This window comes from Verrucosispora sp. ts21 (assembly GCF_002879555.1).
In the GTDB taxonomy this organism is placed as follows: domain Bacteria; phylum Actinomycetota; class Actinomycetes; order Mycobacteriales; family Micromonosporaceae; genus Micromonospora; species Micromonospora gifhornensis.
In genome coordinates this window covers 47,131-72,448 of record NZ_PNOZ01000015.1, presented here as the reverse complement: position 1 = coordinate 72,448, position 25,318 = coordinate 47,131, and the positions used below count along the sequence as shown (strand labels likewise).

The window sequence follows — 25,318 nt, the reverse complement described above, 5'->3', positions numbered from 1 at the left end:
AGACGCGATGGCCGACGAGACGACGGATCTGCTAGAACGGCTGGCGAGCCTGCCGGCGAACCGGCGGGAGGCGGCGCTTCGGCTGCTGGGGCGCGACACCGAGGCCGGCACGTTGCGGCCGCGCGTCGATCCGAGCACACCGGTACGCCTGTCCAGCGGACAGGAACAGGTCTGGCTGACCGACCTGATGACCGGGGAACCGGGAAGTCTCGTCGACCATGTCGCGTTCCGGCTCCACGGTCCCCTCGATCTCGCCGCGCTACACGCCGCGTTCGGCGATCTCGTCGCGCGGCACGAGCCGCTCCGCAGCCGACTGATCCGTCAGGGCGAGATCCCGATGCTCGTGTCCGGATCCGCCCCGGTGGACGTGAGCGTCACCGACCTGACCGGTCAGGGAATCGCCGCAGCGACCGCGGCCGCCACAAGCGACCTCGCGGTGCCGTTCGATCTGGAACAGGGTCCGTTGGCACGGCTGAGGCTGTACCGCCTCGCACCCGACGACCACGTCCTGGTGCTCGCCTCACACCACATGGTGACCGACGGGGTGTCCCAGGGCGTACTCCTGGTCGATCTGGAGGTGCTCTACCAGGCCCGACGCGAAGGCCGGCCCGCCGCGCTCGCACCGCTGCGGGTCCAGTACGCCGACTTCGCCCAGTGGCAGCGCGGCTTCCTGGCCGGTGAGCGGCTGACCACGCTGACCCGGTACTGGACGGATCGGCTGGCCCACACGTCCGGTCGGCTGCTCCTGCCGCTGGACAGTCCCCGCTCGGCCCGACGCGGCGGCGCCTACCTGGACTTCACCGCCCCCGCCGGGCTGGCCGACCGGGTGGCTACCGCGGCCCGCCAGCACGCCACGACCCCCTTCGTCGTACTGCTGACCGCATTCCGGCTGCTCCTGTGGCGCCTCACCGCGCAGCGCGACACGCTGGTCGGCACCCCGGTCAGCGCCCGGCCACTGGCGGAGACCGAGAACATGGTCGGCTACTTCCTGAACATGGTGGTGCTGCGCGGTACGGCCGACCCCGACGCATCGCTGCGCGAGGTCATCGCCGCCGAACACGCCTCGGCGATGTCCGCGTACGCGCACCAGGATCTGCCGTTCGAGCAGTTGGTCACGCAGCTGCGCCCGCCACGGGAGATGGGCTCCACCCCGCTGGTGCAGAGCGTCTTCTCCGTCGAGGGACAGCCCGGAATGAGCGGCAGTTACCTCGGGGCGAGCTGCGAGGAGATCGTGCTGACCGGCGGCCGGGCACAGTACGACCTGATGGTGAAGGTGGTCCGCGACGTGGAGCTGACCGCCCGGTGGGACTTCGACGACGCGATCATCGACGCGACCCGGATCACCGAGTGGGCGCGGCAGTTCTGGGCGCTCGTCGACGCGGTGACCAGCGACCCCGGCCGCCGGGTACGCGACATCCCGGGACTCGGCGACGTGCCACCGGACCCGAGCCAGGACGACCAGGGCACCGTCGAGGTCCTGGCGTGGGCCGGCACCGCGGACCGGGTCGAGCCGCAGGGCTATCTCCAGGAGACCATCGCCGCCGCCTGGCAGTCGCTGCTCGGCGTCTCCCCCGGCGCCCACGACGCCCTGTTCGACCTGGGCGGGCACTCGCTCACCGTCGCGCAGCTCTCGTTCCGGTTGAGTGACACGTTCCGCGCCCACGTCGGGGTCGCCGAGCTGTTCGAGTATCAGACGGTGGCCGCCCAGGCCGAGTACGTCGAGCGCCTGCTGCTGGAGCGGGCGGCACAGTTGTCGCCGGACGAGCGGGAGCAGTTGCTCGACGGGCAGCCCTGATCGGCACCGCCGGCTGCGGACAGCACGCCCGCCGCGGGCCTCACGCGAAGGCGTCGAGGCCCGCGGCGAGGTTCCGGACCTGCCGGCAGGCGGTCAGCAGCGCGGCGAGCCGATCCACCGGATACATCTGTGCCGCGTCGCCGGGCCGGTACATCCGTTCCGGCGCGGGATGCGTCTCGACGAGCAGCCCGTCCACGCCGAAGACGGCGGCCGCCAACGCGGCCGGCGCGACCGCCGCGGCGCTGCCGGTGCTGTGGCTCGGGTCGAAGATGACGGGCAGGTCGGTGTGTCGCCGTACCGCCGCGACAGCACCGTAGTCCAGTTGGTACGCCAGCGACCGGTCGAACGACACGACGCCCCGGGCGCACATGATGACGTGCGGGTTGCCGTGGCTGACGACGTACTCCGCGGCCTTGAGCCACTCCACGACGGTGGCGCGTACGCCCCGCATCAGCAGCACCGGCCGACCGCTGCCGCCGAGTTCGGCCAGCAGGGCCCGGTTGGTCATGTTGCGCGGATCGACCTGTAGGCAGTCGGCGACCTGCGCGACCGGTCCGACGTCACGTGGGTCGACCACCTCGGTGATGACCGGCAGCCCGCCTTGGGCGCGGACCTCGGCCAGCGCCGACAGGCCGCCGCGTCCCTTGCCGGGGAAATGGTAGGGACCACTCCTGACCTTGAACAGGCTGGCCCGCAGCGCGTCGGCCCCGGCGCGACGCACCATCGCAGCGGTCTGCACCGTGTCCGACACCGACTCCAGCGCGCACGGTCCGGCCCCGCACCACAGGTCACCGCCGCCGACGTGACCGGTCCCGAGCGGCACCCGCCGTGGCAGCACCGCGTTCGCCCGGTCCACCAGCCAGTAGCCCTGCTCGGCGGTGCTGTGCCAGGCGCGGATCGCGGCCGAGGGCACCCGGTGCACCAACCGTTCGTCTCCGGCGACGACGAGGAAGCACCTGCCGGCCAGGCGCAGCGGCCAGGCGGTGACGTCCTCGTGTCGTGCGATCCGGGTGGCCAACGAGGCCAGCTCGGCGTCGCTGCTGTGCGGAGCGAGCTCGACCAGCACGGGTCAGCTCCGGGTGGCGATACGTACCTGGGACCGGACGAACTCCGCGAGTTCGACCAGGGTGGGGTGCTCCAGCACCGCGCGCACGGTGATCCGTACCCGCAGCCGGCGACTCAGGCGTGCGGCGAGCCGGTTGGCCGACATCGAGTCGCCGCCCAGGTGGAAGAAGTGGTCGTCCAGGCCGATCTGCGCCACCGGCAGCAGGTCCGCCCAGAGCTGCGCCAGGTCACGCTCCACCTCGTCGCGGGGTGCCCGGTAGGGCTTGCGGAGGGTGGTCCAGTCGGGGGCCGGCAGCGCGTTGCGGTCCACCTTGCCGTTGGCGGTCACCGGCAGCCGGTCCAACAGGGTGAACGAGGCCGGCACGGCGTGCCCGGGCAGCAGGTCGACAAGCGCGGCCCGGACCCGGTGCGGTTCGGCCTGCGGGGCCACCAGATAGGCGCAGAGCTGGCTTTCGCCGGCCTCGTCGGCGAGGGCCACCACGACCGCGTCCTGCACACCGGGCTGGGCGAGCAGCGCCCGCTCCACCTCCGCGGGGTCGACCCGGAAGCCCCGGATCTTGACTTCCCGGTCGACGCGACCCCGGTGGTGCAGCCGTCCCCGTTCGTCGAAGCAGGCGAGGTCGCCGGTGCGGTAGAGGCGGGCACCGGGTGGCCCGTAGGGATCCGGTCGGAACCGGTCGGCGGTCTGCGCCGGGTCGCCGAGGTATCCCCGGGCGAGTTCGGGCCCGCCGAGGTACATCTCGCCGACCGCGCCGGGCAGCAGGCGGCGCATCGCGGTGTCGAGGAGTTCGACCCGTACGCCCGGCCACGGCCTGCCGATCGGCGGCGGCGCGGTCCGGTCGGTGGTGGTGGCGGTCGCACTGGTGAGGCGGTCCTGCCACGGCACGAGACAACTGCTGATGCCGTTGGCCTCGGACGAGCCACAGGCGACGGCGACCTCGAAGGGCAGGTCCGGTGCCGCCCACCGCCGCACCTTGTCGCTGCCGACGGTCAACAGTCGCAGGGCCGTCTGCGCGGGCCAGGGCAGTTGGTACAGCTGCTCGGCGAGAGGCATGCTGACGTACGCCTTGGTGATCTTCTCGGCCACCAGCCAGTCGCGCAGCAGGGGCGCGGCGCCGACGATCTCCGGTGGTGCGGTGTGCACACTGGCCCCGGCACACAGGTACGGCCACAGCTCGCCGACCGACACCGAGGAACCGGGTGGTGCCAGCCAGGCGGCCCGGTCCTGCGCAGTGATGCGGTGACCCTCCTGATGGGTGGCGACCGAGTGGGCCACCGACCGGTGCAGGACCGCGACCCGTTTGGGCGTACCTGTCGATCCGGACGTGTGCACCACGTAGGCGATGTCCTCGGGATGTACGGCGATGCCCGGGTCGTCGGTGGGGAGCCGGTGGATGCGCGGCCACTCGGTGTCGACGGCCACCACGGTGCCCGCGACGGGCGGCAGGACGGCGCCGAGCCGCGCCAGGGTGAGCACCGCGCGTGGGCGGGCCACGTCGAGCACCTCGGCGATCCGCTGGGCCGGATGGGCCGGGTCCAGCAGGATCGCCGCCGCACCGCTTCTGAGGATGGCGAGGAAGGAGACGAGCATCTCGCTGCCACGATCCATCATCAGCCCCACGCAGCCGTCCCGCTGGGCGCCGAGTTCCCGCAGCACCCGTGCCAACTGGTTGGCCCGGGAGTCCAGCTCGCCGTAGGTGAGGCTCGCGGGACCGGATCCGAAGGCGAGACGCCTCGGGTGCTGCTGCGCCTGGTGGGCCACCAGGTCGGGTACGAGTCCGCCGACGAGCGCGGTGTCGGCGGGCCGCCCGTGGCGCGCCAACCAGTCCTGGGCGCTGCGGTCCGGTACGGCGAGCGTCCCGATCGGCCGGTGCGGGTCGTCGGCCACCTGGGCCAGCAGGGAGGCGAGGTTGCGGTCCAGTTCGGTGGCGAGCATCGGGGCGGACCAGCCCTGGGCGAGTTGCCAGGAGATCCCCGTCTCGTCGCAGGTGAGGACGAGTTGGGCGTCGGTGTCGGGGTGCGGATGGTGCCAGTGGAACGCCGCCGGCGCCGAGACCTCGCCGCTGCTCAGGGGGGTGGCGGCGATGGTGTCGACGAGTTGCGCCATCGTCGTGCGACCGGACGGTACGGGCACCGTCGCCGATGCCCCTTCGACACGCAGGGCGACCCGGCGTGGTGCGTGCGGACCGCAGTGGCGCAGCAGCACGAGCAGGGCGGCGGCGTAGGTCGACCAGTGCGGCGCGACGACGTCTCGCGTCGCCGTCGGCACGCTGAGCTCTGTCGATATCCGGTCGGTTGCGGATATCGTCGGTCTGGACTGCGGCGCAGATGCCGTCACAGCTGCCTCCTCGCGCACGTCACGACAACCCTCGGATCGCCAAGCATAACTAGAGTCAGCGCCTTGTCGGTAGATTTGAGACTGCAGTTGTCTCCAGTTATGCTTCCGGAAGCGCATGACCGAGGAGGACTTATGAGCGTGGCGGACGACGACGCCGAATACGTGGTGGTCTCCAACGACGAGGAGCAGTTCTCTCTCTGGTTGACCGGACGTAGCCTGCCCAACGGCTGGCGCGAGGCGGGCAAGCGGGGCAGCCGCGAGGAGTGCCTCGCGTACATCGAAGAAGTCTGGACCGACATGCGACCGCGCAGCCTGCGCGAGTTCGCGGCCCGGCCGTCGACGCGGTGATCCGCGCCGTCGTCTTCGACATCGACGACACCCTTGTCGACTTCTCCGGGGCGACCGGCCGCGGTCTGCTGGCCCACCTGGCCACGACGAGGACGGTGAGCCCCACCGACGCCGAACGGTACCTCGCCCTCTGGCGACACCTGGAGCAGATCCACTTCACCGCGTACCTACGCGGTGAGTGCACCTTCACCGAACAACGTCGACGCCGGGCACGGGAGTTCTGTGCGACGGCCGGATTCCCGCTGGGTCCCGAGGAGAGCGAGATCGACGCCTGGGTGGCCCGGTACCTGGAACACTGCGACGAGGCGTTCGCGCTCTTCCCCGACGTGCTACCCGCGCTCGACACCCTGCGGCACGCGCAGGTGCGCCTCGCGGCGATGAGCAACAGCGACCGGGCGTACCAGCACCGCAAGCTGACCGCACTGGGCATCCGGGACCGGCTGGAGGCGCTGGTCTGCTGTGACGACGTCGACGGGGTGGCCAAGCCGGACCCGCGGATCTTCCACGCCGTGTGCGACCGGCTCGGCCTCGCACCCGCCGAGACGGTCTACGTGGGGGACCGACTCGACTCCGACGCCCGCGCCGCCACCGCGGCCGGGCTGACCGGGGTATGGCTGGACCGTACCGGTGACGGGCAGGCCGACGTACCCACCATCACCACACTCGATCAGCTCGTCCGGCTGTTGGCTGCCCGGACGGTGCGGAAGGGATCCTGATGCCGCTGACCCGAGAAGGGACCAGCTTTGCCGGGACGTGGTCGAGGCTGAGCGCCCAGCGGGGCAGCCTCTGCCTCGGGGTCGCTCCGTCGGCGGCCTGGCTGCGCCGGTGGGACCTGGACGACACCAGCGAGTCGCTGGACCGCTACGGCGACATCATCCTGGAGGCGGCCGGCGACGGTGTGGCCGGTTACAAGGTGCAGGTTCCGTTCTATCTGCGCCATGGCACCGCCGGGCTTGAGGCGTTGCGTCGTTTCGTCGACGGCGCCCACGAGCGGGACGCGCTGGTGCTCCTCGACGCCAAGGTCGGCGACGCCGACGACACGATGGCCGCCTACGCGGATCTGTACCTCGGGCCGGACAGCCAACTCGGCGGGGACGCGGTCACCACCTGCGCATTCATGGGCACCGCGACACTGCACCCCTTGCTGCGGATCGCACAGGACAGCGGCACCGCGGTCTTCACGTTGGTCCGTACGTCGAACCACGGTGCCGGAGAGGTCCAGGGCAGCCGTACCGACGGCGGCACCAGCACGGCCGAGGCGATCGCGGACGCGCTGACCGGATGGCACACCGAGCATTGCGGCACCGCCGGGCCCGGACCGGCGGCGGCGGTGGTGGGTGCTCGGCTGCCCGAGTCGGCGCAACTGGTCCGCCGCCTGCCGCACAGTGTCCTGGAGATCCCCGGGCTGGGCCGGGCCGACCGCCGTACCGAGGAGGTCCTCGCCCCGGTCCGGGACGCGACCGACCGGGCGATGCTCACGGTGACGACCGGGGTGCTGCGGCACGGTCCCGCGCCGACGGCGCTGCGCGCCGGGATCCGGTGGTGGCACGCGGAGATCGCGCGACACCGCTAGACAGGTCGGGATGTCGATGCCCCGCCGTATCGAGGGCACCGACATCCCGACTGCCTGCTCACGACCCGGCCAGCTCGGACAACCGCTGGTCGGGTCGGTGCGTCGCCGCCAGCAGAAGGTCACGCCAGCGGGTCAGCAGTCCGCGCGCGGACGGCGCGTCCCACAGGTTGGTGTTGAACTCGACACTGAGTTCCAACCGGTCGGCCCGGAGGGCGGCGGTGAAGTACAGGTCGTTGCGGGCCGTGTCGAGCCGGGTGAATTGCCAGTCGACCGTGCAGCCGGCCAGGTTCCATCCGCTACGGTCGGGCTCCTGCCACTCCACCGCCACCTGGAACAGGGGCAGCCGGTCCAGTTGCCGCGGCATCGCGGCGGCCCGCACCAGCTGAGGAAACGGCAGGCCCTGATGGTCGTACGCGCCCAGCACCGTGTCCCGTACCCGGGTCAGCAGCTGCGCGAAGGACGGATCACCGGCGCAGTCCACCCGCAGCACCAGCGTCGCGATGGTGCAGCCGAGCAGTTCCTGGGCCCCCGGCAGGCGGCGGTTCTCCCCCACCGTGCCGATCGGCACGTCGTGGCTGCCGGAAAGGTGGTGCAGCAAGGCCGCCTGCGCGGCGGTGACCAGGATGAACGGGCTGACCCGCTGGGTGGTGGCCAACCGCAGCACCGCTGCGGTCCGCTCCGGGTCGAGCAGGATCGTGAGCTGGTCACCGTCGAAGGTGGGCAGCGGCGGCCGGGGCAGCGGCGTCGGCAACGCCAGCACGGGCAACCCCGCCAGGGCCTGCTCCCAGTACGCCCACAGCCTGGCCGGCTCGGGGCCGCCCAGCCACTCGTCCTCCCAGCGGGCGTACTGCTGCCAGGTCAGCCCGGCTGCCGCCGTCGGTGGCGGGTTCGCTCCGCCGACGAGGGCGTTGTAGCAGGCGCTCAGGTCCCGACAGAACACCTGGAAGCCCACCCCGTCCATGGCGATGTGATGCACGGTGAGCAGCAGCACGTGCCGTGCGTCGGCACCCACGACCAGGGTTGCCCGGATGCCCGGCTCCCGGGCGAGGTCGAACGGTCGCAGCGCCTGCGCCTGCGCGAGCCGGTCGATCTCGGCCGCCTGCGCCTGCGGTGGCAGCGCGCTCAGGTCGGTGACCGACAGCTGCGGAGCCTGCGGCTGCGGCACCTGCACCGGCCGGTCGACGACGAACCGGATCACGCTGCGCAGCATCTCGTGCCGCTCGACCACCTGCGCGAACGCCTGCCGTAGCGCGGCCACGTCGAGTGTGCCGCCGATGTCGACCCGCAGCGGGCTGTGATAGGTGGCCCGACCGGGAGCGAGCCGGTCCAGCACCCAGATCTGGGTCTGCGCCGCCGTCAGTGGCGCGGTACCGGCCGGCGCGGCCCCCGGCCCGGGCGCTGCCCCACTACCCGAACCGAGGGCCGGGGCGCCGGTCGGGGCGGCGACGCGCGCCCGCGCCGGGCCGGCGGTGTCCTCCCGCTCGATCCGACGGGCCAGGGAGCGCACCGTCGGGGCCTCGAAGATCCACCGGATCGGCACCGACCGACCGAGCTCGGTACGCAGCCGCGACACCAGTTCCGCCGCCAGGATCGAGTGTCCGCCGAGGGCGAAGAAGTCATCGTCGTCGTCGAGGTCGTCCCGGCCCATCACCTGCCGCCAGCTCCGGCGTACCTGGCCGAGGATCGCGCTGTCGCCGGTGCTCTCGGCCGCCGGGCGGTCCACGTCGATCACCGCGGGAATCGCGTACCGGGGCAGCCGGGTGGCGAGAAACTCGGCCAACTGCCGAGCAGTCGGGACCGGGTCGCCGGCGCACGTCACCCGGGCACGCAGCACCGGCGGAGTGCCGTCGTAGCCGACCTCGGCGGCACGGACGCCGGGATGCACCGAGATCGTGGCGGCAACCTCGTCCAACGGCACGGTCAATCCGTTGATCACCGGATGCTGGTTGCGGGGGCCGAGCCGCACGATCTCGCCCCGCCCGTCGACGTATCCGAGGTCGCCGGTGTCGGTGAGGGTCTGCCCGTGCACCGCCAGGAGGCGGTCGCCGACAAGTCGGACGTGCTGTGGGTCGACCGCGACGATCCGGCCGACCACGCCCTGCGGTGCGAGCGTGTCCAGGCCCTGCACCACCTGCTCCGCAGCGGGGACCGGGACACCGACAGGTGGCACCTCGGCGATGGCCACGGCCCGCTCCGCGGCGGAGAGCATCGGCAGGTCGGTCAGCGCCATCCCGGGCGCCTCGATCGCCGCGGCCAGCAGGGACCGCAGGTGGTCGAAGAGGGCCCGCACGAACGGCTCGGGAAGCAGCCCCTCGTCGAACTCCAGCCAGAAACCGATGCTGCTCGGGCTGGTCTGGGCCTCCACGATCAGATCGAAGCGGGACCGGGACCGGGGAACGTGCTCGTACCGCAGGCGCAGGGTCTCGCCGGTCAGCTCCGCGTCGCGGACGTCGGCATGCGAGAAGACCACCTGGATCAGCGGATGGTAGCTCGGATCCCGGTCGGGTCGGACCAGATCGACAAGTTGGGAGAAGGGCAGCCGGTCGTGATCCAGCGCGTCGAGGCTGACCTCCATCACATGCCGTACGAGCTCGTGGAACGGCTGATCGGGGCGGGGCCGCAGGCGCAGCGGCACCGTCGTGGCGAAGAAGCCCACGAGTGGCTCCCACTGCTCGTCCGGACGGGCCGCACTGGCGGTGCCGATGAGCAGGTCCTGCCGACCGGTGTAGCGGTGCACGACCGCGGTGAAGGCGGCGAGCAGCACGGCCGCGGGGGTGCTGCGGCAGCCGGTGGCGTGCCGGTAGAGCGACCGGGCCAGGCTCGCCGGAAAGGTCACCTGGATCCGTCGCCCGTGCGGTGACTTGACCGGTGGACGCAGACCGCCGGTACGCAGCGGGAGCACGGGCACGGCCCCGTCGAGTTGGGCACGCCAGTACCGCTGTTCCTCGGCGAGTTCCCGACCGTCGAGCAGCCGACGCTGTTCCTCGGCGAAGTGCCGGTACTGGCACGGCAGAGGTGGCAGCTCAGGTGCCCGCCCGGCAGCGAACGCCTCGTAGGCGGCAAGCATCTCGTGCAGCACCACGCGCAGCGACCAGCCGTCGGCCACGATGTGGTGGGTGGCGAGGACCAGGATGTGCTCGGCGTCGTCGAATCGCAGCAGCGCGGCGCGGACCAGTGGACCGTCACGCAGGTCGTACGGAGGGTCCGCGACCAGGGCGGCGAGATCGGCGACCATCTGATCGCGTAGCGCCACCGGCACGTACGCCAGATCCGTCGGCTGCCCCAGGTCGATGGTGAGTTCGGGCAGGATGCGGCAGACCGGCGTACCGTCGACGGTGTCGAAGGTGGAGCGCAGCACCTCGTGCCGGCTCAGGATCAGGTCGAGGCTCCGTTGCAGCAGCGGCACCCGCAGCTCGCCCTCGATCCGCAGCACCCAGACCTCGTTGTAGGTGCCGGGAGCGAGGCTCTCCATCAGCCACAGTTGCTCCTGCGGGAACGACAACGGCGCCAGCCGGCCACGCGGGATCTCGATGCCGGTCACCCTGTCCCCCACCGCCGCGCCAGGAGCCGGGTGGCCGAGTGCCGGTGCGGGATGGGCTGGTCGGCGTGGGAGGAGAGGACGTCGTCGTCGTGCACCTCGACAAGTTCCCAGTCCGGCTTGAGGTAGTAGCCGACGAGAGTGCCGTGCGGCAGGATGCAGCGGGGCGGGTTGACGTGGTTGTCCAGTTCCTGGGCACGGTCGTTGAAGGCGCACAGGACGTGCCAGCCGCCGACCCGGGTGGCCCGTTGCAGGGCGGTGACCGCGGCGGCGACGGACGCCTCGTCGGCGAGCCAGTGCGCCACACTGTCGAAGACCACCACGTCGTAGCTGGCGGGCGGCAACGGTTGGGTGAGGACGTCCCGCACCGACCAGGTGATCCCCACCTCGTCCGGCCACGCCCCCCGAGCGTTGCGCAACGCCAACTCGGACACGTCGGTCGCGTCGACGAGCGCACCGTGTCGGGCCAGGAACGCGGCATTGCGCCCTTCGCCGCAGCCGGCGTCCAGCACCCGGAGGCCCTCCAGCGAGGTGCGCTGGGCCAGGCTCTCGACGACCGGTTCCGGCTCACGTCCCCACAGGCAGGGGCTCATCGCGTAACCGCGGTCGCAGCCACCGTCGAGCGTCGGACCACTCATGCCGTCGCCTCCACGTCCTGAACGGTGCGCAACTTCGGAATCGGCGAGAAGATCAGCCACAGCAGCGACAGCGGGATGCCCACGGCGGTGATGAACAGCGTTGCCCGCAACCCGATGGAGTCACCGAGCAGGCCCGCCACCAGCGCGGAGATCGGCACCAGGCCACCGATGAGGAACCGGAAGCTGGCGTTGACCCGACCCAGGATGTGCTGGGGGATCACCATCTGACGCATGGTCATCTCGGCGATGTTCGACGAGACGATGCCGTAACCGACCACGAAGTGGATGATCCCGAAGAGGATCGCGGCGGTGGTCGGCGAACCGTCGACGAACGGTATGGCCACGATCGGCACGACCGCCAGCAGGTAGGCGACGATCAGCAGCCGTCCGTAGCCCAACACCTTCAGCAGCCGTCCCATGGTCACCGCGCCGAGCAGACCGCCGACGCCGAAGGCGGCGAAGATGAAGCCGAGCGCGGCCGGGGTGATGCCGAACTCGCGGGTCGCGTACAGCACGAAGAGGGTGAGCATCAGCATCGAGAAGAAGTTGAAGGTGGCGCTGTTGCCGGCCAGGGCCCGGACCACCGGGTGCCGGACGGTGATCCGCATGCCGTTGCCGATGTCGCTGAAGACTCCCCGCCAGCCGCGACCGATGTCCTCGGCGGAGCGCTCGACCGGCGGCTCCGGGGTCTTCACCAGCGCGATGGCGATCGCCGAGGCGACGAATGAGATCGCGTCGATGACCAGCGCGAACGGCGCTCGCAGCGCCTGCACGAGCAGACCGGCCAGGCCGGGACCGGCGATCTGGGACAGCGAGTCGGTGGCCTGCAGCCGGCTGTTGCCGGCCATCAACTGCTCGCGGGAGACGATGCTGGGCAGGTAGGAGCGGTAGGCCAGGTCGAAGATGACCGAGAGGCAACCGACGGTGAAGGCGACGAGGTACATCACCATCATGGTCAGCGAGTCGAGGAAGGCCAGCACCGGCACGAGACCGATCACGAAGGCACGGGCCAGGTCGGTACCGATCATCAACGGACGTCGGCGCATCCGGTCGACGAGGACGCCGAAGAACAGGAGAGGGCCCAGGAAGGCCAGCTCCCGCAACGCCGACATGACGCCGATCTGGGTGGCGCTCGCATCGAGAATGAGGATCGCGGTGAGCGGCAACGCCAGGGTGGTGATCTCGGTGCCGAAGGCGGAGATCCCCTGCCCGAGCCAGAGCTTGTTGAAGTCGCGGTGCCGGTTCAGCGAGGGTGGTGGAGCTCCGTCATCCGACGGTGCTCCATCGCGGACGGTTTCGGTGCTCATAACGGGGTTTCCTCTCGGGCTCCGAGCAGGGTCGGCGCGTTGCCGGTGGTCCAGGGGTCGTAGAGCAGTGCGCGGTCACCGGCGTGCCGGCGAAGCGCGGTGATGACGGTCGTCGGGTCCGGCGCGGCGACGGTGAGCCGCGAGGTGGCGTACACCTGCTGTGCCGGGTCGTTGAACGACGCGCCGGTGTACGGGACCTCGGCGGCGTACCGGAGGGCCGGCAGCGCCGCCGACGACGTCAGGTGGTGTAGCGAGAAGACGGGAACCTCGGCGGCCAGCGCGGCGATGCGCAGCGTGCCGCAGATCCGCGGGTTGATCTCCAGGACCAGACCGGTGCCGTCGGCCTGGACCAGGAACTCCACTTCCAGGTAGCCGTCGACGTCGGCGGCCTGCGCGATCGTTTCGGTGGTGTCGCGCAGCCAGGTGTCGAGGGCCGGGGTCAGACCGGGGGCGGGGCACAGCCGCAGCCGGCGCCACGGTGGGACCAGCATCGGCGAGGTGGGTCCCTTCCAGACCGGCGGGAGGGTGATGGTGCGCCCGCCGGTCCGGTGCGCCACGACCGAGTACTCCACACCGTCGGCGTACCGTTCGGTGAAGTACTGCGGGGACGACGTCACCTCGGTGGCCATCCGGATACCGATGCTCTGGGTGCTGTTGCGGCCCTTCACCACCAGCAGGTCGTCGCCGGCTCCGTCGAGGGTGCCCTCGTCCTGGTACCGCCACGGCGCGGTGGGGATGCCGTGCCGGTCGAAGAAGCGCTTCATCGCCACCTTGTCGAGGCCGAGGCTCGCCGCGCTCGCCGACTGGACGATGACCCGGTGGCCGGCGACGCGCAGCCCGGCGGCGAGTTCCCGGTCGCGTAACAGCGTGTCGTGGCTGGTGAGGAAGACGGCGGTGGCGGCGTCGAGGCCCTGGAAGCTGCGCTGGAGCGCCTCGGCGTCGACCGGCCCCTCCCCCAGATGCAGGTGCCGATCGCCCGGTCGCCACTGGACGAAGTGGGTGAACCAGCTGGCGAGGCTCTGCACGCCGACGAGGTAGACCGAGGTCTGGCTCATCGGGTCGCCGCCAGGTCGGACAGCGCCCGCTCGGCAGCCCGCCGGTACGCGCCGAGCAGTTCCTCCTGCGGCTCGTTGAAGTAGGTCGCCGGCAGGCTGATCCACTCGTCGTGCAGCCGAGCGCTCACCGGAAGGTCCTCCGGGGCGTACGTGAAGCGTCGGCGCAACGTGGCCGGTGAGTAGGCGTGCCAGGTCGGTGGCCGGGCGCCGGTGAAGACCGACGTACGGTGCAGCGGGGCGGTCTGCGGCACACCGGCCCGTACGCCGTGCCGCTTCAGCGCGGCGATCAGTTCGTCGCGGTCGAAGCCGGCGCGCAGCGGGTCGACGCGCAGCACGATGTCGTACCAGCCGCCCATGGTGTGTCCGGCCGTGACGCCCAGCCCTTCGATGCCCGGGTGGGTGCTGAGCGCGGCGACGAGTGCGGTGGCGTTGTCGTGTTTGGCGCGTACCAGCGCGTCGAGCCGTCGCATGTGGCTGCTGGCCAGGACGGCCGCGACGGGGCTGATCCGCAGGTTGCCGCCCAGCCCGACGTCGGCGAGGCGACGCAACGCCGGATCCCGGACGGTGAGGTTGCTGCGTTGCCGGAAGCTGCTCAGCAGGCACGCCAGGTCGTAGTGGCGGGTGTCGCGGCAGGCGAGGACACCGCCCATCCCACCGCTGACGAGTTTGAGTCCGCCGATGCTGAAGACGGCGAGGTCGCCGAAGGTGCCCACCGGGACTCCGTCGATCGTCGATCCGTGGGCGTGCGAGCAGTCCTCGATCAGCGCCAGTGACCGTTCGCGGGCGAGCTGTGCGATCTCCGCCATCGGGCAGGGGTGACCGAACAGGTGGGTGACCGCGATGGCCCGGGTCCGGCTGGTGATCCGCTCGGCCAGGCTGGCGGCGGTGACGTTGCCGTTGGCCGCTGCGCTGTCGCAGAGCACCGGGGTGGCGCCGAGCACGAACAGCGGCGATGCGGTGGCGAGGAAGGTCAGGGACGGCACCAGCACCTCGTCACCGGGGCCGAGCCCGAGGACGTAGTACGCGGCGAGCAACGCGCTGGTGCCGGAGTTGACCGCGAGGACGTGTCGACCGTCCAGGTGTTCGGAGAACAACTGCTCGATCTCGGCGATCTCGGGGCCGTGCCGGTAGTCGAAGGTGCGGCCGGCGCGGATCAGGTCGGTGGCTCTTGCGACAGCCTGAGTGTCGTAGACCGGCCACTGCTGCGGGTGGTCGATGGCGGGCGCAGTGGCGGCGAGTCCGGTGGAGGTCATGGCCGTCACCGCGCCACGCTGAGCAGGTCTTCGTCGATCAACCGGAGTATCTGTGCGGTGTGTTCGTGCAGGAAGAAGTGCCCGCCCGGGAAGACGCTCACCCGGCACGGGCCGGTGGTCTCGCGTTCCCAGGCCCGAGCCCGCTGCGGTGTGGCGTAGTCGTCGTCGGTGGCGGCGAAGGCATGTACCGGCACCGACGACGGGGTGGTGTACGGGTACTGCCAGGTGGCGCCGAGGGTCAGGTCGGCGCGGATGACGGGCAGCGCCAGCTGCATCAGGTCCGGGCTGTCGAGCACCTCCGGGGGCGTACCGCCGAGGTCGGCCAGCCAGGCCAGCAGCCGGTCGTCGGGCTCGGCCCAGGCCGCTTCGGGGATCCGCAGCCACGGTGCGGGGCTGCCGGAGGCGAACAGCCAGCTCGGCAGGGGCGCGCCGTCCTGTTCGAGCCGGCGGGTCAGCGCGTACGCGATCCGGGCGCCCATGCTGTGGCCGAAGAAGGCGAAGGGGCGTTGCCGCAGCAGCGGGTCGAGGGCCTCGACCAGCAGATCGAGCAGGCGGTCCATGGCGGCGATCGGTCGTTCCCCGAGCCGGTTCTCCCGCCCCGGCAACTGCACGGCGGCCACCTCGACCTGCGGCAGCCAGCGGTGCCACTCCCGGTACGCGGAGGCGCCGCCGCCTGCGTACGGGAAGCAGAACAACCGCGTGGGAGCGGTTGGGTTCGGCGTGGCGATGCTCACCCACTTGTTCATCAGCACCTCAACTCGTCTTGACTGCCGATGACAACGAAACTTACCAGAGTTAACGGCTCAAGTCATGACAGGAGTCATGCAAAGTCAACAGCGGGAATCGGGTCGCCCTGCGCCTCCCACAGCGGCCACGTACCGTCGTGGGCGCTACGCCCGTGCCCCATCCGCACGTTGTCGACGAGCACCACGTCCCCCGGCCTCCACGACAGGTCGAACGTCGACGCGTCGATCGCCTCCTGCACCGCCGCCAGGTCCTCAGCCGGCACCGGTTCCCCGTCACCGAAGAAGGTGTTGAAGGGCAGCCCCGTACGGCCGTACGCCCCCACCAGCACCTCGCGTTCCTCGGGCTGGAGACTCCATTCGCTGAGGAAGGCGATCTGGTTGCACCACGCCGTCACGCCCGTCACCGGATGCGCGAGCGTCGAGGCCCGAGCCTGCCGGGTACGCAACGTGCCGTCGGGCAGCCACTCGTACCCGATCGACTGTCCGACGCAGTACGCCTCGACCTCGGCGACCGTCTCCACCCCGAACGCCTGTCGCCACCCCATGCCCACGTACGGCCGGAAGTTGCGGACCAGCATCCACCCCCGCGTGACGAACGCGTCCCGCACCCTCGACGGCATCCGGGACAACGCTTCGACCCCGTCGGCGAGCAGGGTCCGCCCGGTCGCCGCCGCCCCTGGCGGGTGTGCCAGCAGCAGCGTGCCGGGAAACACCAGGGCGTGGCTCTGCTCGTTGTGCGGGCACATGTCCCGGTAGGACGGCCAGGCAGGCGGCCCGTACACCGGCCCGCCCAGGTGTGGCCGTGGTGCGAACGGTTCCCGGCGCGGGCAGGGCCGTACCAGCGCCTCGACGGCCGCCGCGAACCGTTCGGGGGAATCGAGCCCGAGCCCCCGCAGGTGCACCACGCCGGTCTCGGTGAGCCGCTGACGAAGCTCGACACGGTTGTCGTACAGCCAGTCGTCGGTGCCGGCGTGGACCCGCCACGGCTCGACGACCCGGCCGCCGCTCGCGACCGCGGTCACCGCGCCACCACCCGCCCGACGATCTCCACGGCCCGGTCGACGTCGGCACGGCTGACACCGCGGTGGGTCACGGCACGGATCCGACCGTGCCCGAACTCCGCCACCCGCAGTCCGAGGTCGGCCGTCTCGGCGACGAACCGCTCCCACGGCATGTCGGCGAGCCGGAACAGGACGATGTTGGTCTGCACCCGTTTCGGGTCGAGGGTCACCCCGGGCAGCTGCGCCAGCCCTTCGGCGAGGCGCAGCGCGTTCGCGTGGTCCTCGGCGAGTCGCTGCGGCATCCGTGTCACGGCGATCAGCCCCGCCGCCGCCAGCACACCCGCCTGCCGCATCCCACCGCCCAGCAACTTGCGCACCCGGCGGGCCCGGCCGATGACCTCGGCGGGGCCGGTGAGCATCGAACCGACCGGAGCGCTGAGCCCCTTGGACAGACAGAACTGCACGGTGTCGGCGTGCCGCGCGACGGCCTCGACGGTGGTACCGGCCGCCAGTGCGGCGTTGAACAGGCGCGCCCCGTCGAGGTGGACGGGAACTCCCCGCTCGTCGGCGAAGTCCCGCACCGCGCGCAGGTACGCCTCGTCGAGCACGATGCCGCCGGCCCTGTTGTGGGTGTTCTCCAGGCAGATCAACGCCGGCAGCGCGAACTGCGGGTCGTCCGGGTCGGCGGGAAAGGCCGCAGCGAGCCCGTCGAGCGGAAGACGCCCCTCCTCGTCGGTGCGGACCGGCTCGTAGGCCGCCCCGGCACAGACGCTCGCCCCGGCGGCCTCGTACAGGTAGATGTCGGACTCGTCGCCGACGATGACCTTCGCGCCGCGTGGCACCTGGGCCATGATCGCGCACAGGTTGGCCATCGTGCCGCTCGGCAGGAAGCAGGCCGCCTCCTTACCTGTCAGCTGCGCGCTCGTCTCCTCCAGCTCACGGACTGTCGGGTCCTCGCCGTAGACGTCGTCGCCGAGCGGGGCGCTCGTCATCGCGGCGAGCATCTGCTCCGTCGGCAGGGTGAAGGTGTCACTGCGCATCTCGATCATGCGGATACCGTCACTTTCTCGTCAGCCGCCGCGTCCGACGCGGGCGTCACGTCCAGTGCCATGCGGGCCAGGGCCTGGTCGAGGCGGGCCCGTACCTCCTCGGGGCTGTCGCCGTCGGCGATCACCCAGCCGAGTCGCCCGTAGGCGTCGGTGGCCGGGCCTACGGCTGCACCGACACGTGCCGTGACCGTCACGTCGTGCACGCCCGGCAGCGCGGCGACCTCATCGGCGCCGTCGACGGCACGCAACACCCCGGTGGTCGCGGTGGTCAGGAAGCGGATCCCGGCGTACCGGGTCGCGGGTGCCAGCGGCTCCAGCGGCAGGCCGCTCGCCGCCCTCAGCTGCCGCTCCACCATGTTGAGCCCGGTGGCGATGCGGATCAGTTCGGGGATCATGCCGCCGGCCAGCCGAGCGTTGATCTCGACGACGACCGGTCCGGCCTCGGTCAGCCGCATCTCGATGTGCGCCGCGCCGTGCGCGAGCCCGACCGCGGCGAGCGCCGAGCGGGCGGTCTGTCGGATCGCCTCGCTCTCCGGTCGGTGCGGCGCCGGGAAGATGTGACCGGTCTCCACGAAGTACGGCTCGGGACCGATCGTCTTGTCGGTGATGCCGACGATCTCCACGCGCCCCTCGGCGGCGAAGGTCTCCACACTCACCTCCGCACCGCGCAGATACTGCTCGACCAGCACTGCCGCATTCGTGGCCTGGCCACGGACGTTCACGGTGACCGCGAGCAGCGCCGCCACCTGGGCCTGCGCCTCCGCCTCGGTGCGACACAGCCGCACCCCGGTCGAGGCGGAGTCGCCCGTCGGCTTGACCACGCAGGGCAGCCCGGCCCGCGCCACCGCAGCCGCGACCTCGTGCGGCGCACGGACCACCGAGTACCGCGGCTGCGGCAACCCCGCCCGGCTCAGCAGGTCACGGGTACGCGCCTTGTCCCGACACGCCGCCACCGCGTCCGCGCTGCTACCGGGCAGGCCGAGGCCGCCCGCCAGGGTGGCAGCGGTCTCCAGGTAGAACTCGCTCGTGGTGGTGACGCCGGCCAGGGACCTCCGCCGGGACAGCAGCGCGCGCAGGGCGTCGACGTCGTTGGTGTCGCACTCGACGACCTCCGCCGGGGTGTCGGGCAGCCCGCAATACCGTCCCGGACGATGGGTCAGCAGAACCGGGCGCAGGCCCAGTCGTACCGCCTGGTGCAGGGCGAGCATGCCGGTGCCGGTGGTGTTGGACTCGACGAAGACCAGCTCCCGTGACGGCACCGCCGCGTACGACCACGAGGTGATGCGGCTGCCGTACGGCACCTGCACCGGCTCGCGGGCCAGCGGAAGGTCGTCGAGGTTCTGCTCGGCCCAGTACCCGTCGTCGTAGAGGTTCTCGGCGTAGCGGTCGCCCCTGTCGGGCAGGATGCCGACCACCCGGGTCCCCGGGGCGAGCAGTCCGGTCAGCCCCTTCATCACCTGGTACACCGATCCGGCCGAGTTGCCGGCGAAGATGCCCTGTTCCCTTGCGAGGTCGCGGGTGGCGGCGAAGGCCTCCCGGTCGTTGAGCCAGTGCACCTCGTCGATGACCGTGTGGTCGAGGTTCTCCGGGTGCAGGCTGTTGCCCAGACCGCTCTGCCGGCGGCGGGGCAGATCGGGCTGACCGAACAGGACGCTGCCGACGCAGTCGACCGCGACGACCCGCAGCTCCGCCTGGTACGCGCGCAACGCGCGGGCGGCACCACAGAGCGAGCCACCGCTGCCCACCGAGCCGACGAGCACGTCGACCGGTCCCAGGTCGGTGACGATCTCCCGGGCCAGCGCCTGGTACGCCCGCGGGTTCAGCGGATTGCCGTACTGCTGCGGCCAGTACGCGCCGGGCAGCTCCCGGCGCAGTTCGGCGAGGCGCTCCAGGCGTGCGCTCTGCCAGCCGTGGCGTGCCATCGCCGGTACCACGTGCACGACACAGCCGAGCGAGCGGAGCTTGGCCAGGGTGATCGGGTCGATGCGGGGGTCGGTGACGATGTGCACCGGGTGACCGAGCACGGTTCCGACCAGCGCCAGCCCGAGCGCCAACGTCCCGGAGGAACTCTCCACGATCGGTGCCCCCGGGGCCAGCTCACCGGACTCCCGCGCCGCGAGCACCACCTCACGGGCGACCCGGTCCTTCATCCCGTACGGGTTCTGTAGTTCGAGCTTGGCGAACAGGTGCACGTCACCGGAGGCCCGCAGCCGGACCAGGGGTGTATGCCCGATGGCGTCCACCATGGAGTCGAAACGCACCGCAGCTCCTATCGGTAGTCCACGCACAGGGCGTGGTAGAGCAGGACCTGGTCGCTGAGTTCGGCACAGCGGCGCAGGGTCAGATCGAGGCGGCGCTCGTACCCGAGCGCCTGGTGGGGCAGGAGTACGCCGATGGCCGTACCGCTGTGGGCCACCACGACACCGACCCCGCCCGCCTCGGCACAGATCGCGAGCATCGCGGTCAGCGACCGCTTGGGCCGCAGCTGCTGGTTGAGTTCCGCGCTGCGGGTGGCCACTCGCCCGACGGTCGCCAGGTCACCCACGGCGATGGCGGTGGTGATGGTGTCCAGCAGGCGGGCGTACTCGGCGCGGGTGGCGGCGGGGAACGGCTTCGGGATGCGGTTGAAGGCGACGGTGTCCACCGTGCCTCCCTCGTCGATGCCGACCACGGTCAGCGGCGGCAGTACGCCGAGCCGGGCGCGCAGCCGTACCGCCCGGTGGTCGAAGGCCACCACCTCCGGGTACATGACGCCGTCGGTGGGTTCGATCTCCCGCAGGAAGTCCTCGATGTCGGTGTCCGGCAGGTGGACGCCGAGGGCGTTGGCGACCGCGCGGGCGGTCGCCACCAGGTCGGCGGAGGAACTGGCCAGGCCCTTGCCTTCGGGGATGGTGCCGTCGAGCGTCAGTCGTCCCCCGGCGCCCGGCGCGTGGACGGCGAGGATCGACTCGGCCAGTCGTCGGGCCTTGGTCTTGTGCGCGGGGGTGACACCGACCCCGCCCGAGGCGGCCAGCTCGAAGGTCGCCGTGGCCCATCGGGCGATCGGCATGGTGACCAGGAAGTCGACCTGATCCGGCAGCACCCCCTGGAGCAGCTCGCCGAAGGTGCCGAAGGCGGAGCTGACGCCGGTGGCGGTCCGGGACCGGTGCGCCTGTCCGGTGCTCACGCCGGTCCTCGCGCCGCGGTGGGCGAGCCGGCCGCGAAGAGGGCGTGGACCTCCCGGATCGCGGCTTCGACGGTGGCCCGACGACGTCCCAGCTGCCCGGCCAGCGCGTCGAGCGCGACACCCTGGCGGTCCAGCAGGTCACGGACGTGGTCGGGACGGGCGGACCCCGCAGAGCACTTGACGGCCAACTGCCCCTCGCTGTCGAGCCCACGCAGCCGCGCCGCCGGGTCGGTCAACAGGTACCCCGCCGCTTCGGCCAGATCGGCCAGCAACGACGCGTCGGGTCGGTCCAGGGGGTCACCGGCGGCCAGCTTGGCGCTGACGTACCGTCCGACGATGACCTGCGCGGTCCGCCACGGGACCTTCTCGTCGAGGGTGAGCCGGTTGGCGAGGGTGAATCCGCCGAGGAACTCCCGGTCACAGGCGGACCGCATCGCCTCGGGCCGCCAGTCCAGGTTCTCCAGCACCGTCCGCAGCAGGGCGAGCACCCCGCGCGCCGATCGGAACAGGTCGTGCAGGTACGCCCCGGCCTCCTTGGAGACCTCGACCATGTTGCTGTACGGGGTGGCCCGTTGCGCGGTGGCCAGGTCGAGGGCGAGGGAGGTCAGGTGGGCGGTGCGACCCCGGATCCGCTCCAGCACCGGATAGTTCTTCTTCTGCGGCATGGCTGCGGAGATGCCGGCGAGTTCGTCGGGCAGTTCGACGAAGCCGTACGCGCTGCTGGCCCAGGCCATCAGGTCCGTGACGAACCGGCTCGTCCCCACCCCGAAGTGGGACAGCTCGCCGGCGATCTCCAACGCCCAGGCCCGGGACGCCACGGCGGTCAGCGCGTGCGGATGCGGACTGGCGCAGCCGAGCAGCAGGGCCATCCGGTCCCGGTCCCAGGGCAGTTCCTGACCGGTGAGCGCACCCGCACCGAGCGGGCTCAGGTTGATCTCGTCGTAGGTGGCCAGGAGCCGCCGTAGCGTCCGTAGGCAGTGCTCGACGAGGGCGCTGAGGAAGAAGCCCGGCGTGCTGACCTGGGCTGCCTGCAGGTGGGTGTACCCGGGCATCGGCAGGTGCGTCACGGCGGCGGCCCGGTGCCGGGCGACCCGGGTGAGCTCCACCAGCGCCTCGGCGATGTCGAGCAGCTCGCTGCGGGCGTACAGGAGTTGGGCGGTGGCCTGGATGTCGTTGCGGCTGCGGTCCACGTGCCAGGCGGACGGCACCGTCGCCAGCCCGGCCAGCACGTGCCGCTCCAGCGCCAGGCAGATGTCGGAGAGGTTGGCCGCCGGGTCGGCGGTGATCCGGTCGGCGGTGGCCGTGTCGAGCAGTGCGGCGATGGCGGCTGCCTCGGGCTCGGTGACCAGCCCCATCCGGGTGTACTCGGCCAGCAGCACCCGCTCGACGACCCGGTACCACCCGAGCAGGTGGTCGACCTCGAACTGGAACTGCGGTGCCAGGACGTGCTCGTGCAGGACGACGGACGGGGTACGGCCGAGCCGCCCGGTGAGCGGCATCGCGGTCGGCTCCACCACGGGCTGCCCGTTCACGCGCCGGTCCGGGTGGTCACGATCGACCGTAGGAGGGTGACCACCTCGTCGGCGTGGGTGCGCAGGAAGTGCCGTCCTGCACCGGGCAGGACGACCTGCTCGGCGGTCGGGGCGAAGTGCCGCCAGGCCAGCTCGGGACGGGGTTCGGTGGCCAGTCGCATGTCGTCGTCGCCGACGACGACCCAGGTCGGCACCGCCAGTGCCGGCCACCCGTCGCGCGCGTGCCGGAGGAAGTGCGCGGCGCCGAGGGTGTCGTGGCGGTACGCCCGCTCGATGAGCGCCTCCCGCTCGCTCTTGAGTTCGTCGAGTTCGGTGTAGGTCGCCTGGGCGGCCATGTGTCGCCGAATCTCCCCCTCCCCCATCGCCTGCACCTCGGCGAGATCCGCGGCGAGCTGATGCGGGTCGGCGGTGGCCGCGGCGAGGACGAGTCGGGCCGCGGGCCGACCCCGGTCGTGCAGCAGGCGAGCGCATTCCACCGCGACAGCCGCGCCGCTGCCCTGGCCCCAGAGGATCAGCGGGGTGTCGACCCGTGCGGCGATCTCGTCCGCCAGCCGGGTGGCGACCTGTGCCACGTCCACAAGTGGCTCCTCGGGACGGGCGAGGTCGTGCCCGGGCAGTTCGGTGGCGAGCAGAGCACAGTTCATCGCCGTGAGGCCGGCGGCGAGCGGTTGGAAGTTGAGGGCGGTGCCGGCCGCGTCGGGCACGGTCACCACCGTCGCCACCGGCTCCTGCGGCGTGGCCAGGGCCTGGAGCAGCTGCGCCTGACCGGTACGACTCGCTGCCTCGGCCAGGTCGGCCAGCACCGGGTTGCTGGTCAGGGTGGTGAGGGTGATGAGGTGCTTGAGCTTGACGACCAGCCGGACCGCCGAGAGCGAGTCGCCGCCGAGGGCGAAGAAGTTGTCGGTGCGGTAGATGTCCTCGAGCGGGCGGTTGAGGACCTCGGCCCAGGCGGCCGCGAGCCGGCGCTCCAGCGGGTTGGTCGCCTGTTCACGTTCCTGGGACACGGTTGCCTGAGCGCCGGCCCGCAGCGCGGCGGCGACGAGTGCGGCCTTGTCGACCTTGCCGTTCTCGGTCAGTGGCAACGCGTCGAGCTGGTGCACCGTGGAGGGGACCATGTGGGCCGGCAGCAGGTCCGCCAACCGCCGTTTGAGGTCCGGCACCGGTTCGTCGGCGGTGAAGAAGGCGGCCAGGCGTTTGCTCGTCCCGATCGGCACCACCACCAGGCAGGCCGAGCGCACCCCGGGCACCCGCAGCAGAGTGTTCTCGACCTCGCCGACCTCGACCCGCATCCCGCTGATCTTGACTTGCTCGTCGCGCCGGCCGAGGAACTCCAGATGCCCGTTGGGCAGCCAGCGACCGTAGTCGCCGGTGAGGTACATCCGCTGGTCGGGTCGGAACGGGTCGGGCACGAAGGCCGCCGCGGTGCGGTCCGGGTCGTTGATGTAGCCGGGGCCGACGCAGATGCCGGCGAAGGCGATCTGTCCGGGTGCGCCGAAGGGCACCAGGGCGAGCTGACTGTCCAGGATGTACACCGATACGTTCTGCACCGGGCGGCCGACCGGCACCAGTTCGGTGGCGGGCAGCGCACGCATGATCTCGTGGGTGGTGTCGTCCGAGACCTCGGTCGCACCGTAGGCGTTGACGAGCGGAACGTCGGGGAAGCAACCGAACCAACGGGCGACGAGACTGCGAGAGATGGCCTCCCCGGTGACGCAGACGATCCGTGGTGCCGGACGTTGATGCGGACTCAGGTCGAGGTGACCGAGCAGGACTTCGAGGTACGAGGGAACGACCTGAAGGACGGTGATCCGCTCCCGGTCGAGAGTGGACACGAACGCCTCCACGTCGAGGATCACCTGCGGCGGCACGAGCACGGTCCGCCCACCGACGAGCAGTGGCGCCAGCACCTGCCACAGGGAGATGTCGAAGCACTGCGGCGCGTTCTGGCAGACGGCGTCCTGCTCGGTGAGGCCAAGGTCATCGATCTTGGCCGTCAGGTGGTTGAGCATGCCGGCGTGGGCGCAGACCGCGCCCTTCGGCTCACCCGTGGAGCCGGAGGTGAAGTAGATGTACGCGGGGGCGTCGGCCGGTACGGACACCTGTGGGTCGATTGTCGGTCCGGCGGCCTCCAGCGGCAGCACCGGGACGTCGGCGATCGGTTCGATCGGCACCTCGGCCAGCAGCAGCCGGGTTCCGCTGCGCCGCAGGATGCCGGCGATCCGGGAGTGCGGGTAGGCGGGGTCGACCGGGAGGTAGACCAGGCCGGCCTTGAGGATGCCGAGGATCGCGGCCACCCAGGGCAGGGTCCGGTCGCTGAGCACGGCGACCACGTCGCCGGGACGGGCGCCGGCCGCGACGAGCCGGTTCGCCACCGCGTTGGCGCGCTGGTCCAGTTCGGCGTACGTCCAGCGCAGTTCGCCGCGGACGGCGGCGACCGCATGGGGCGTACGCCGGGCCTGCTCGCCGATCAGCTCGTGTGCCCGGCGGTCGGGCAGCTCGCGCAGCTCGCCGTGGAACACGTGCAGTTGCCGCCAGACGTCCTTGCCGGTGAGCAGCGAGTGCTTCTCGTGCGGCGCGTCCAGGTCCGCGGCGATGGCCCGCAGCACCCCGTCCAGGTACTCGCCGATTCGTGACGCGTCGACGCCGCGCAGCAGGTCGGCGGGGTGTTCCAGCTCGACGGCGGTGGGCGGTTCGCCGACGGGCGTGGCCTCGCCGGTGTCGGTGCCGAGCAGGCCGCGCCAGGGTCCGGGCGGCAGCTCGGGGTCACCGGTCAGGACCGACCTGACCTTGGCCCAGGCCGCCGCGACCACCTGTCGGGTTGGCACCTGCGCGCTGCGGGCCGCCCTCGTCACGGCCGTAGCCGCGGCCTCGGACAGCTCCCATCGATGGTGGTCGACCAATTCCGGTAGCGACT

Annotated in this window: 18 protein-coding genes; 4 read left to right on the top strand and 14 right to left on the bottom strand. The window is 71.6% G+C overall.

Going from position 1 to position 25,318, the window contains the following annotated elements:
- Positions 1-7: 7 nt before the first annotated feature.
- Positions 8-1,795, top strand: a complete 1,788-nt coding sequence (locus tag C1A38_RS09020; RefSeq protein ID WP_102657383.1) for a condensation domain-containing protein — start codon at positions 8-10, stop codon at positions 1,793-1,795.
- A 40-nt stretch (positions 1,796-1,835) separates the two neighbouring features.
- Here the strand turns inward: C1A38_RS09020 and C1A38_RS09015 are convergent, their stop codons facing one another.
- Complete coding sequence (locus C1A38_RS09015; protein ID WP_102657382.1) at positions 1,836-2,861, bottom strand: 3-deoxy-7-phosphoheptulonate synthase; 1,026 nt, start codon at positions 2,859-2,861, stop codon at positions 1,836-1,838.
- Positions 2,862-2,864: 3 nt separating this feature from the next.
- On the bottom strand, positions 2,865-5,129 hold the full coding sequence (locus tag C1A38_RS09010; protein ID WP_158244873.1) for an AMP-binding protein: 2,265 nt from the start codon (positions 5,127-5,129) through the stop codon (positions 2,865-2,867).
- Positions 5,130-5,330: 201 nt separating this feature from the next.
- On the opposite strand from C1A38_RS09010, the gene C1A38_RS09005 reads away from it, so the two are divergent.
- From C1A38_RS09005 to pyrF, 3 genes are read left to right on the top strand one after another with little or no spacing between them, the layout of a single operon-like run.
- Positions 5,331-5,546 carry an MbtH family protein gene (locus C1A38_RS09005; protein WP_102657380.1) on the top strand — a complete coding sequence of 72 codons (216 nt, stop codon included), beginning with the start codon at positions 5,331-5,333 and terminating at the stop codon, positions 5,544-5,546.
- Positions 5,543-6,262, top strand: a complete 720-nt coding sequence (locus C1A38_RS09000; RefSeq protein WP_102657379.1) for an HAD family hydrolase — start codon at positions 5,543-5,545, stop codon at positions 6,260-6,262. The genes C1A38_RS09005 and C1A38_RS09000 overlap by 4 nt, the downstream gene beginning before the upstream one ends.
- The gene (pyrF, locus tag C1A38_RS08995; RefSeq protein WP_102657378.1) at positions 6,262-7,119 is read left to right on the top strand and encodes an orotidine-5'-phosphate decarboxylase; all 858 of its coding nucleotides are present in this window, start codon (positions 6,262-6,264) and stop codon (positions 7,117-7,119) included. Before C1A38_RS09000 ends, pyrF begins: the two co-directional genes overlap by 1 nt.
- A 58-nt stretch (positions 7,120-7,177) precedes the next feature.
- Here the strand turns inward: pyrF and C1A38_RS08990 are convergent, their stop codons facing one another.
- From C1A38_RS08990 to C1A38_RS08935, 12 genes are all read right to left on the bottom strand, one after another.
- Positions 7,178-10,660 carry a condensation domain-containing protein gene (locus C1A38_RS08990; RefSeq protein ID WP_102657377.1) on the bottom strand — a complete coding sequence of 1,161 codons (3,483 nt, stop codon included), beginning with the start codon at positions 10,658-10,660 and terminating at the stop codon, positions 7,178-7,180.
- The gene (locus C1A38_RS08985) at positions 10,657-11,295 is read right to left on the bottom strand and encodes a class I SAM-dependent methyltransferase (RefSeq protein WP_102657376.1); all 639 of its coding nucleotides are present in this window, start codon (positions 11,293-11,295) and stop codon (positions 10,657-10,659) included. Before C1A38_RS08985 ends, C1A38_RS08990 begins: the two co-directional genes overlap by 4 nt.
- Positions 11,292-12,602: an MFS transporter gene (locus tag C1A38_RS08980; protein WP_102657375.1), complete on the bottom strand. Its 1,311-nt coding sequence runs from the start codon at positions 12,600-12,602 to the stop codon at positions 11,292-11,294. Before C1A38_RS08980 ends, C1A38_RS08985 begins: the two co-directional genes overlap by 4 nt.
- On the bottom strand, positions 12,599-13,657 hold the full coding sequence (locus C1A38_RS08975) for an ATP-binding protein (RefSeq protein ID WP_102657374.1): 1,059 nt from the start codon (positions 13,655-13,657) through the stop codon (positions 12,599-12,601). The genes C1A38_RS08980 and C1A38_RS08975 overlap by 4 nt, the downstream gene beginning before the upstream one ends.
- On the bottom strand, positions 13,654-14,910 hold the full coding sequence (locus C1A38_RS08970) for a DegT/DnrJ/EryC1/StrS family aminotransferase (RefSeq protein WP_102657373.1): 1,257 nt from the start codon (positions 14,908-14,910) through the stop codon (positions 13,654-13,656). The genes C1A38_RS08975 and C1A38_RS08970 overlap by 4 nt, the downstream gene beginning before the upstream one ends.
- A gap of 5 nt (positions 14,911-14,915) precedes the next feature.
- Positions 14,916-15,656 (bottom strand): thioesterase II family protein, encoded by a 741-nt coding sequence (locus C1A38_RS08965; RefSeq protein WP_146017489.1) that lies wholly within the window; start codon positions 15,654-15,656, stop codon positions 14,916-14,918.
- 74 nt (positions 15,657-15,730) lie between these two features.
- Positions 15,731-16,678 (bottom strand): TauD/TfdA family dioxygenase, encoded by a 948-nt coding sequence (locus tag C1A38_RS08960; protein ID WP_102657371.1) that lies wholly within the window; start codon positions 16,676-16,678, stop codon positions 15,731-15,733.
- On the bottom strand, positions 16,675-17,706 hold the full coding sequence (locus C1A38_RS08955) for a GntG family PLP-dependent aldolase (protein WP_102657370.1): 1,032 nt from the start codon (positions 17,704-17,706) through the stop codon (positions 16,675-16,677). The genes C1A38_RS08960 and C1A38_RS08955 overlap by 4 nt, the downstream gene beginning before the upstream one ends.
- On the bottom strand, positions 17,703-19,967 hold the full coding sequence (locus tag C1A38_RS08950) for a pyridoxal-phosphate dependent enzyme (protein WP_102657369.1): 2,265 nt from the start codon (positions 19,965-19,967) through the stop codon (positions 17,703-17,705). The genes C1A38_RS08955 and C1A38_RS08950 overlap by 4 nt, the downstream gene beginning before the upstream one ends.
- Positions 19,968-19,975: 8 nt before the next feature.
- Positions 19,976-20,872: a GHMP family kinase ATP-binding protein gene (locus tag C1A38_RS08945; RefSeq protein WP_102657368.1), complete on the bottom strand. Its 897-nt coding sequence runs from the start codon at positions 20,870-20,872 to the stop codon at positions 19,976-19,978.
- Positions 20,869-22,404 (bottom strand): argininosuccinate lyase, encoded by a 1,536-nt coding sequence (locus C1A38_RS08940; RefSeq protein WP_102657367.1) that lies wholly within the window; start codon positions 22,402-22,404, stop codon positions 20,869-20,871. The genes C1A38_RS08945 and C1A38_RS08940 overlap by 4 nt, the downstream gene beginning before the upstream one ends.
- Entirely contained in the window at positions 22,401-25,229 is a 2,829-nt protein-coding gene (locus tag C1A38_RS08935; RefSeq protein WP_158244872.1) for an amino acid adenylation domain-containing protein, read from the bottom strand. Before C1A38_RS08935 ends, C1A38_RS08940 begins: the two co-directional genes overlap by 4 nt.
- Between the last annotated feature and the right edge of the window lie 89 nt (positions 25,230-25,318).

What these genes read in the sequence shown, in the direction of transcription:
- C1A38_RS09020 (WP_102657383.1), top strand. Translation starts at nt 8, where the DNA reads ATGGCCGACGAGACGACGGATCTGCTAGAACGGCTGGCGAGCCTGCCG.
- C1A38_RS09005 (WP_102657380.1), top strand. Translation starts at nt 5,331, where the DNA reads ATGAGCGTGGCGGACGACGACGCCGAATACGTGGTGGTCTCCAACGAC.
- pyrF (WP_102657378.1), top strand. Translation starts at nt 6,262, where the DNA reads ATGCCGCTGACCCGAGAAGGGACCAGCTTTGCCGGGACGTGGTCGAGG.
- C1A38_RS08985 (WP_102657376.1), bottom strand. Translation starts at nt 11,295, where the DNA reads ATGAGTGGTCCGACGCTCGACGGTGGCTGCGACCGCGGTTACGCGATG.
- C1A38_RS08980 (WP_102657375.1), bottom strand. Translation starts at nt 12,602, where the DNA reads ATGAGCACCGAAACCGTCCGCGATGGAGCACCGTCGGATGACGGAGCT.
- C1A38_RS08975 (WP_102657374.1), bottom strand. Translation starts at nt 13,657, where the DNA reads ATGAGCCAGACCTCGGTCTACCTCGTCGGCGTGCAGAGCCTCGCCAGC.
- C1A38_RS08970 (WP_102657373.1), bottom strand. Translation starts at nt 14,910, where the DNA reads ATGACCTCCACCGGACTCGCCGCCACTGCGCCCGCCATCGACCACCCG.
- C1A38_RS08965 (WP_146017489.1), bottom strand. Translation starts at nt 15,656, where the DNA reads ATGAACAAGTGGGTGAGCATCGCCACGCCGAACCCAACCGCTCCCACG.
- C1A38_RS08955 (WP_102657370.1), bottom strand. Translation starts at nt 17,706, where the DNA reads ATGATCGAGATGCGCAGTGACACCTTCACCCTGCCGACGGAGCAGATG.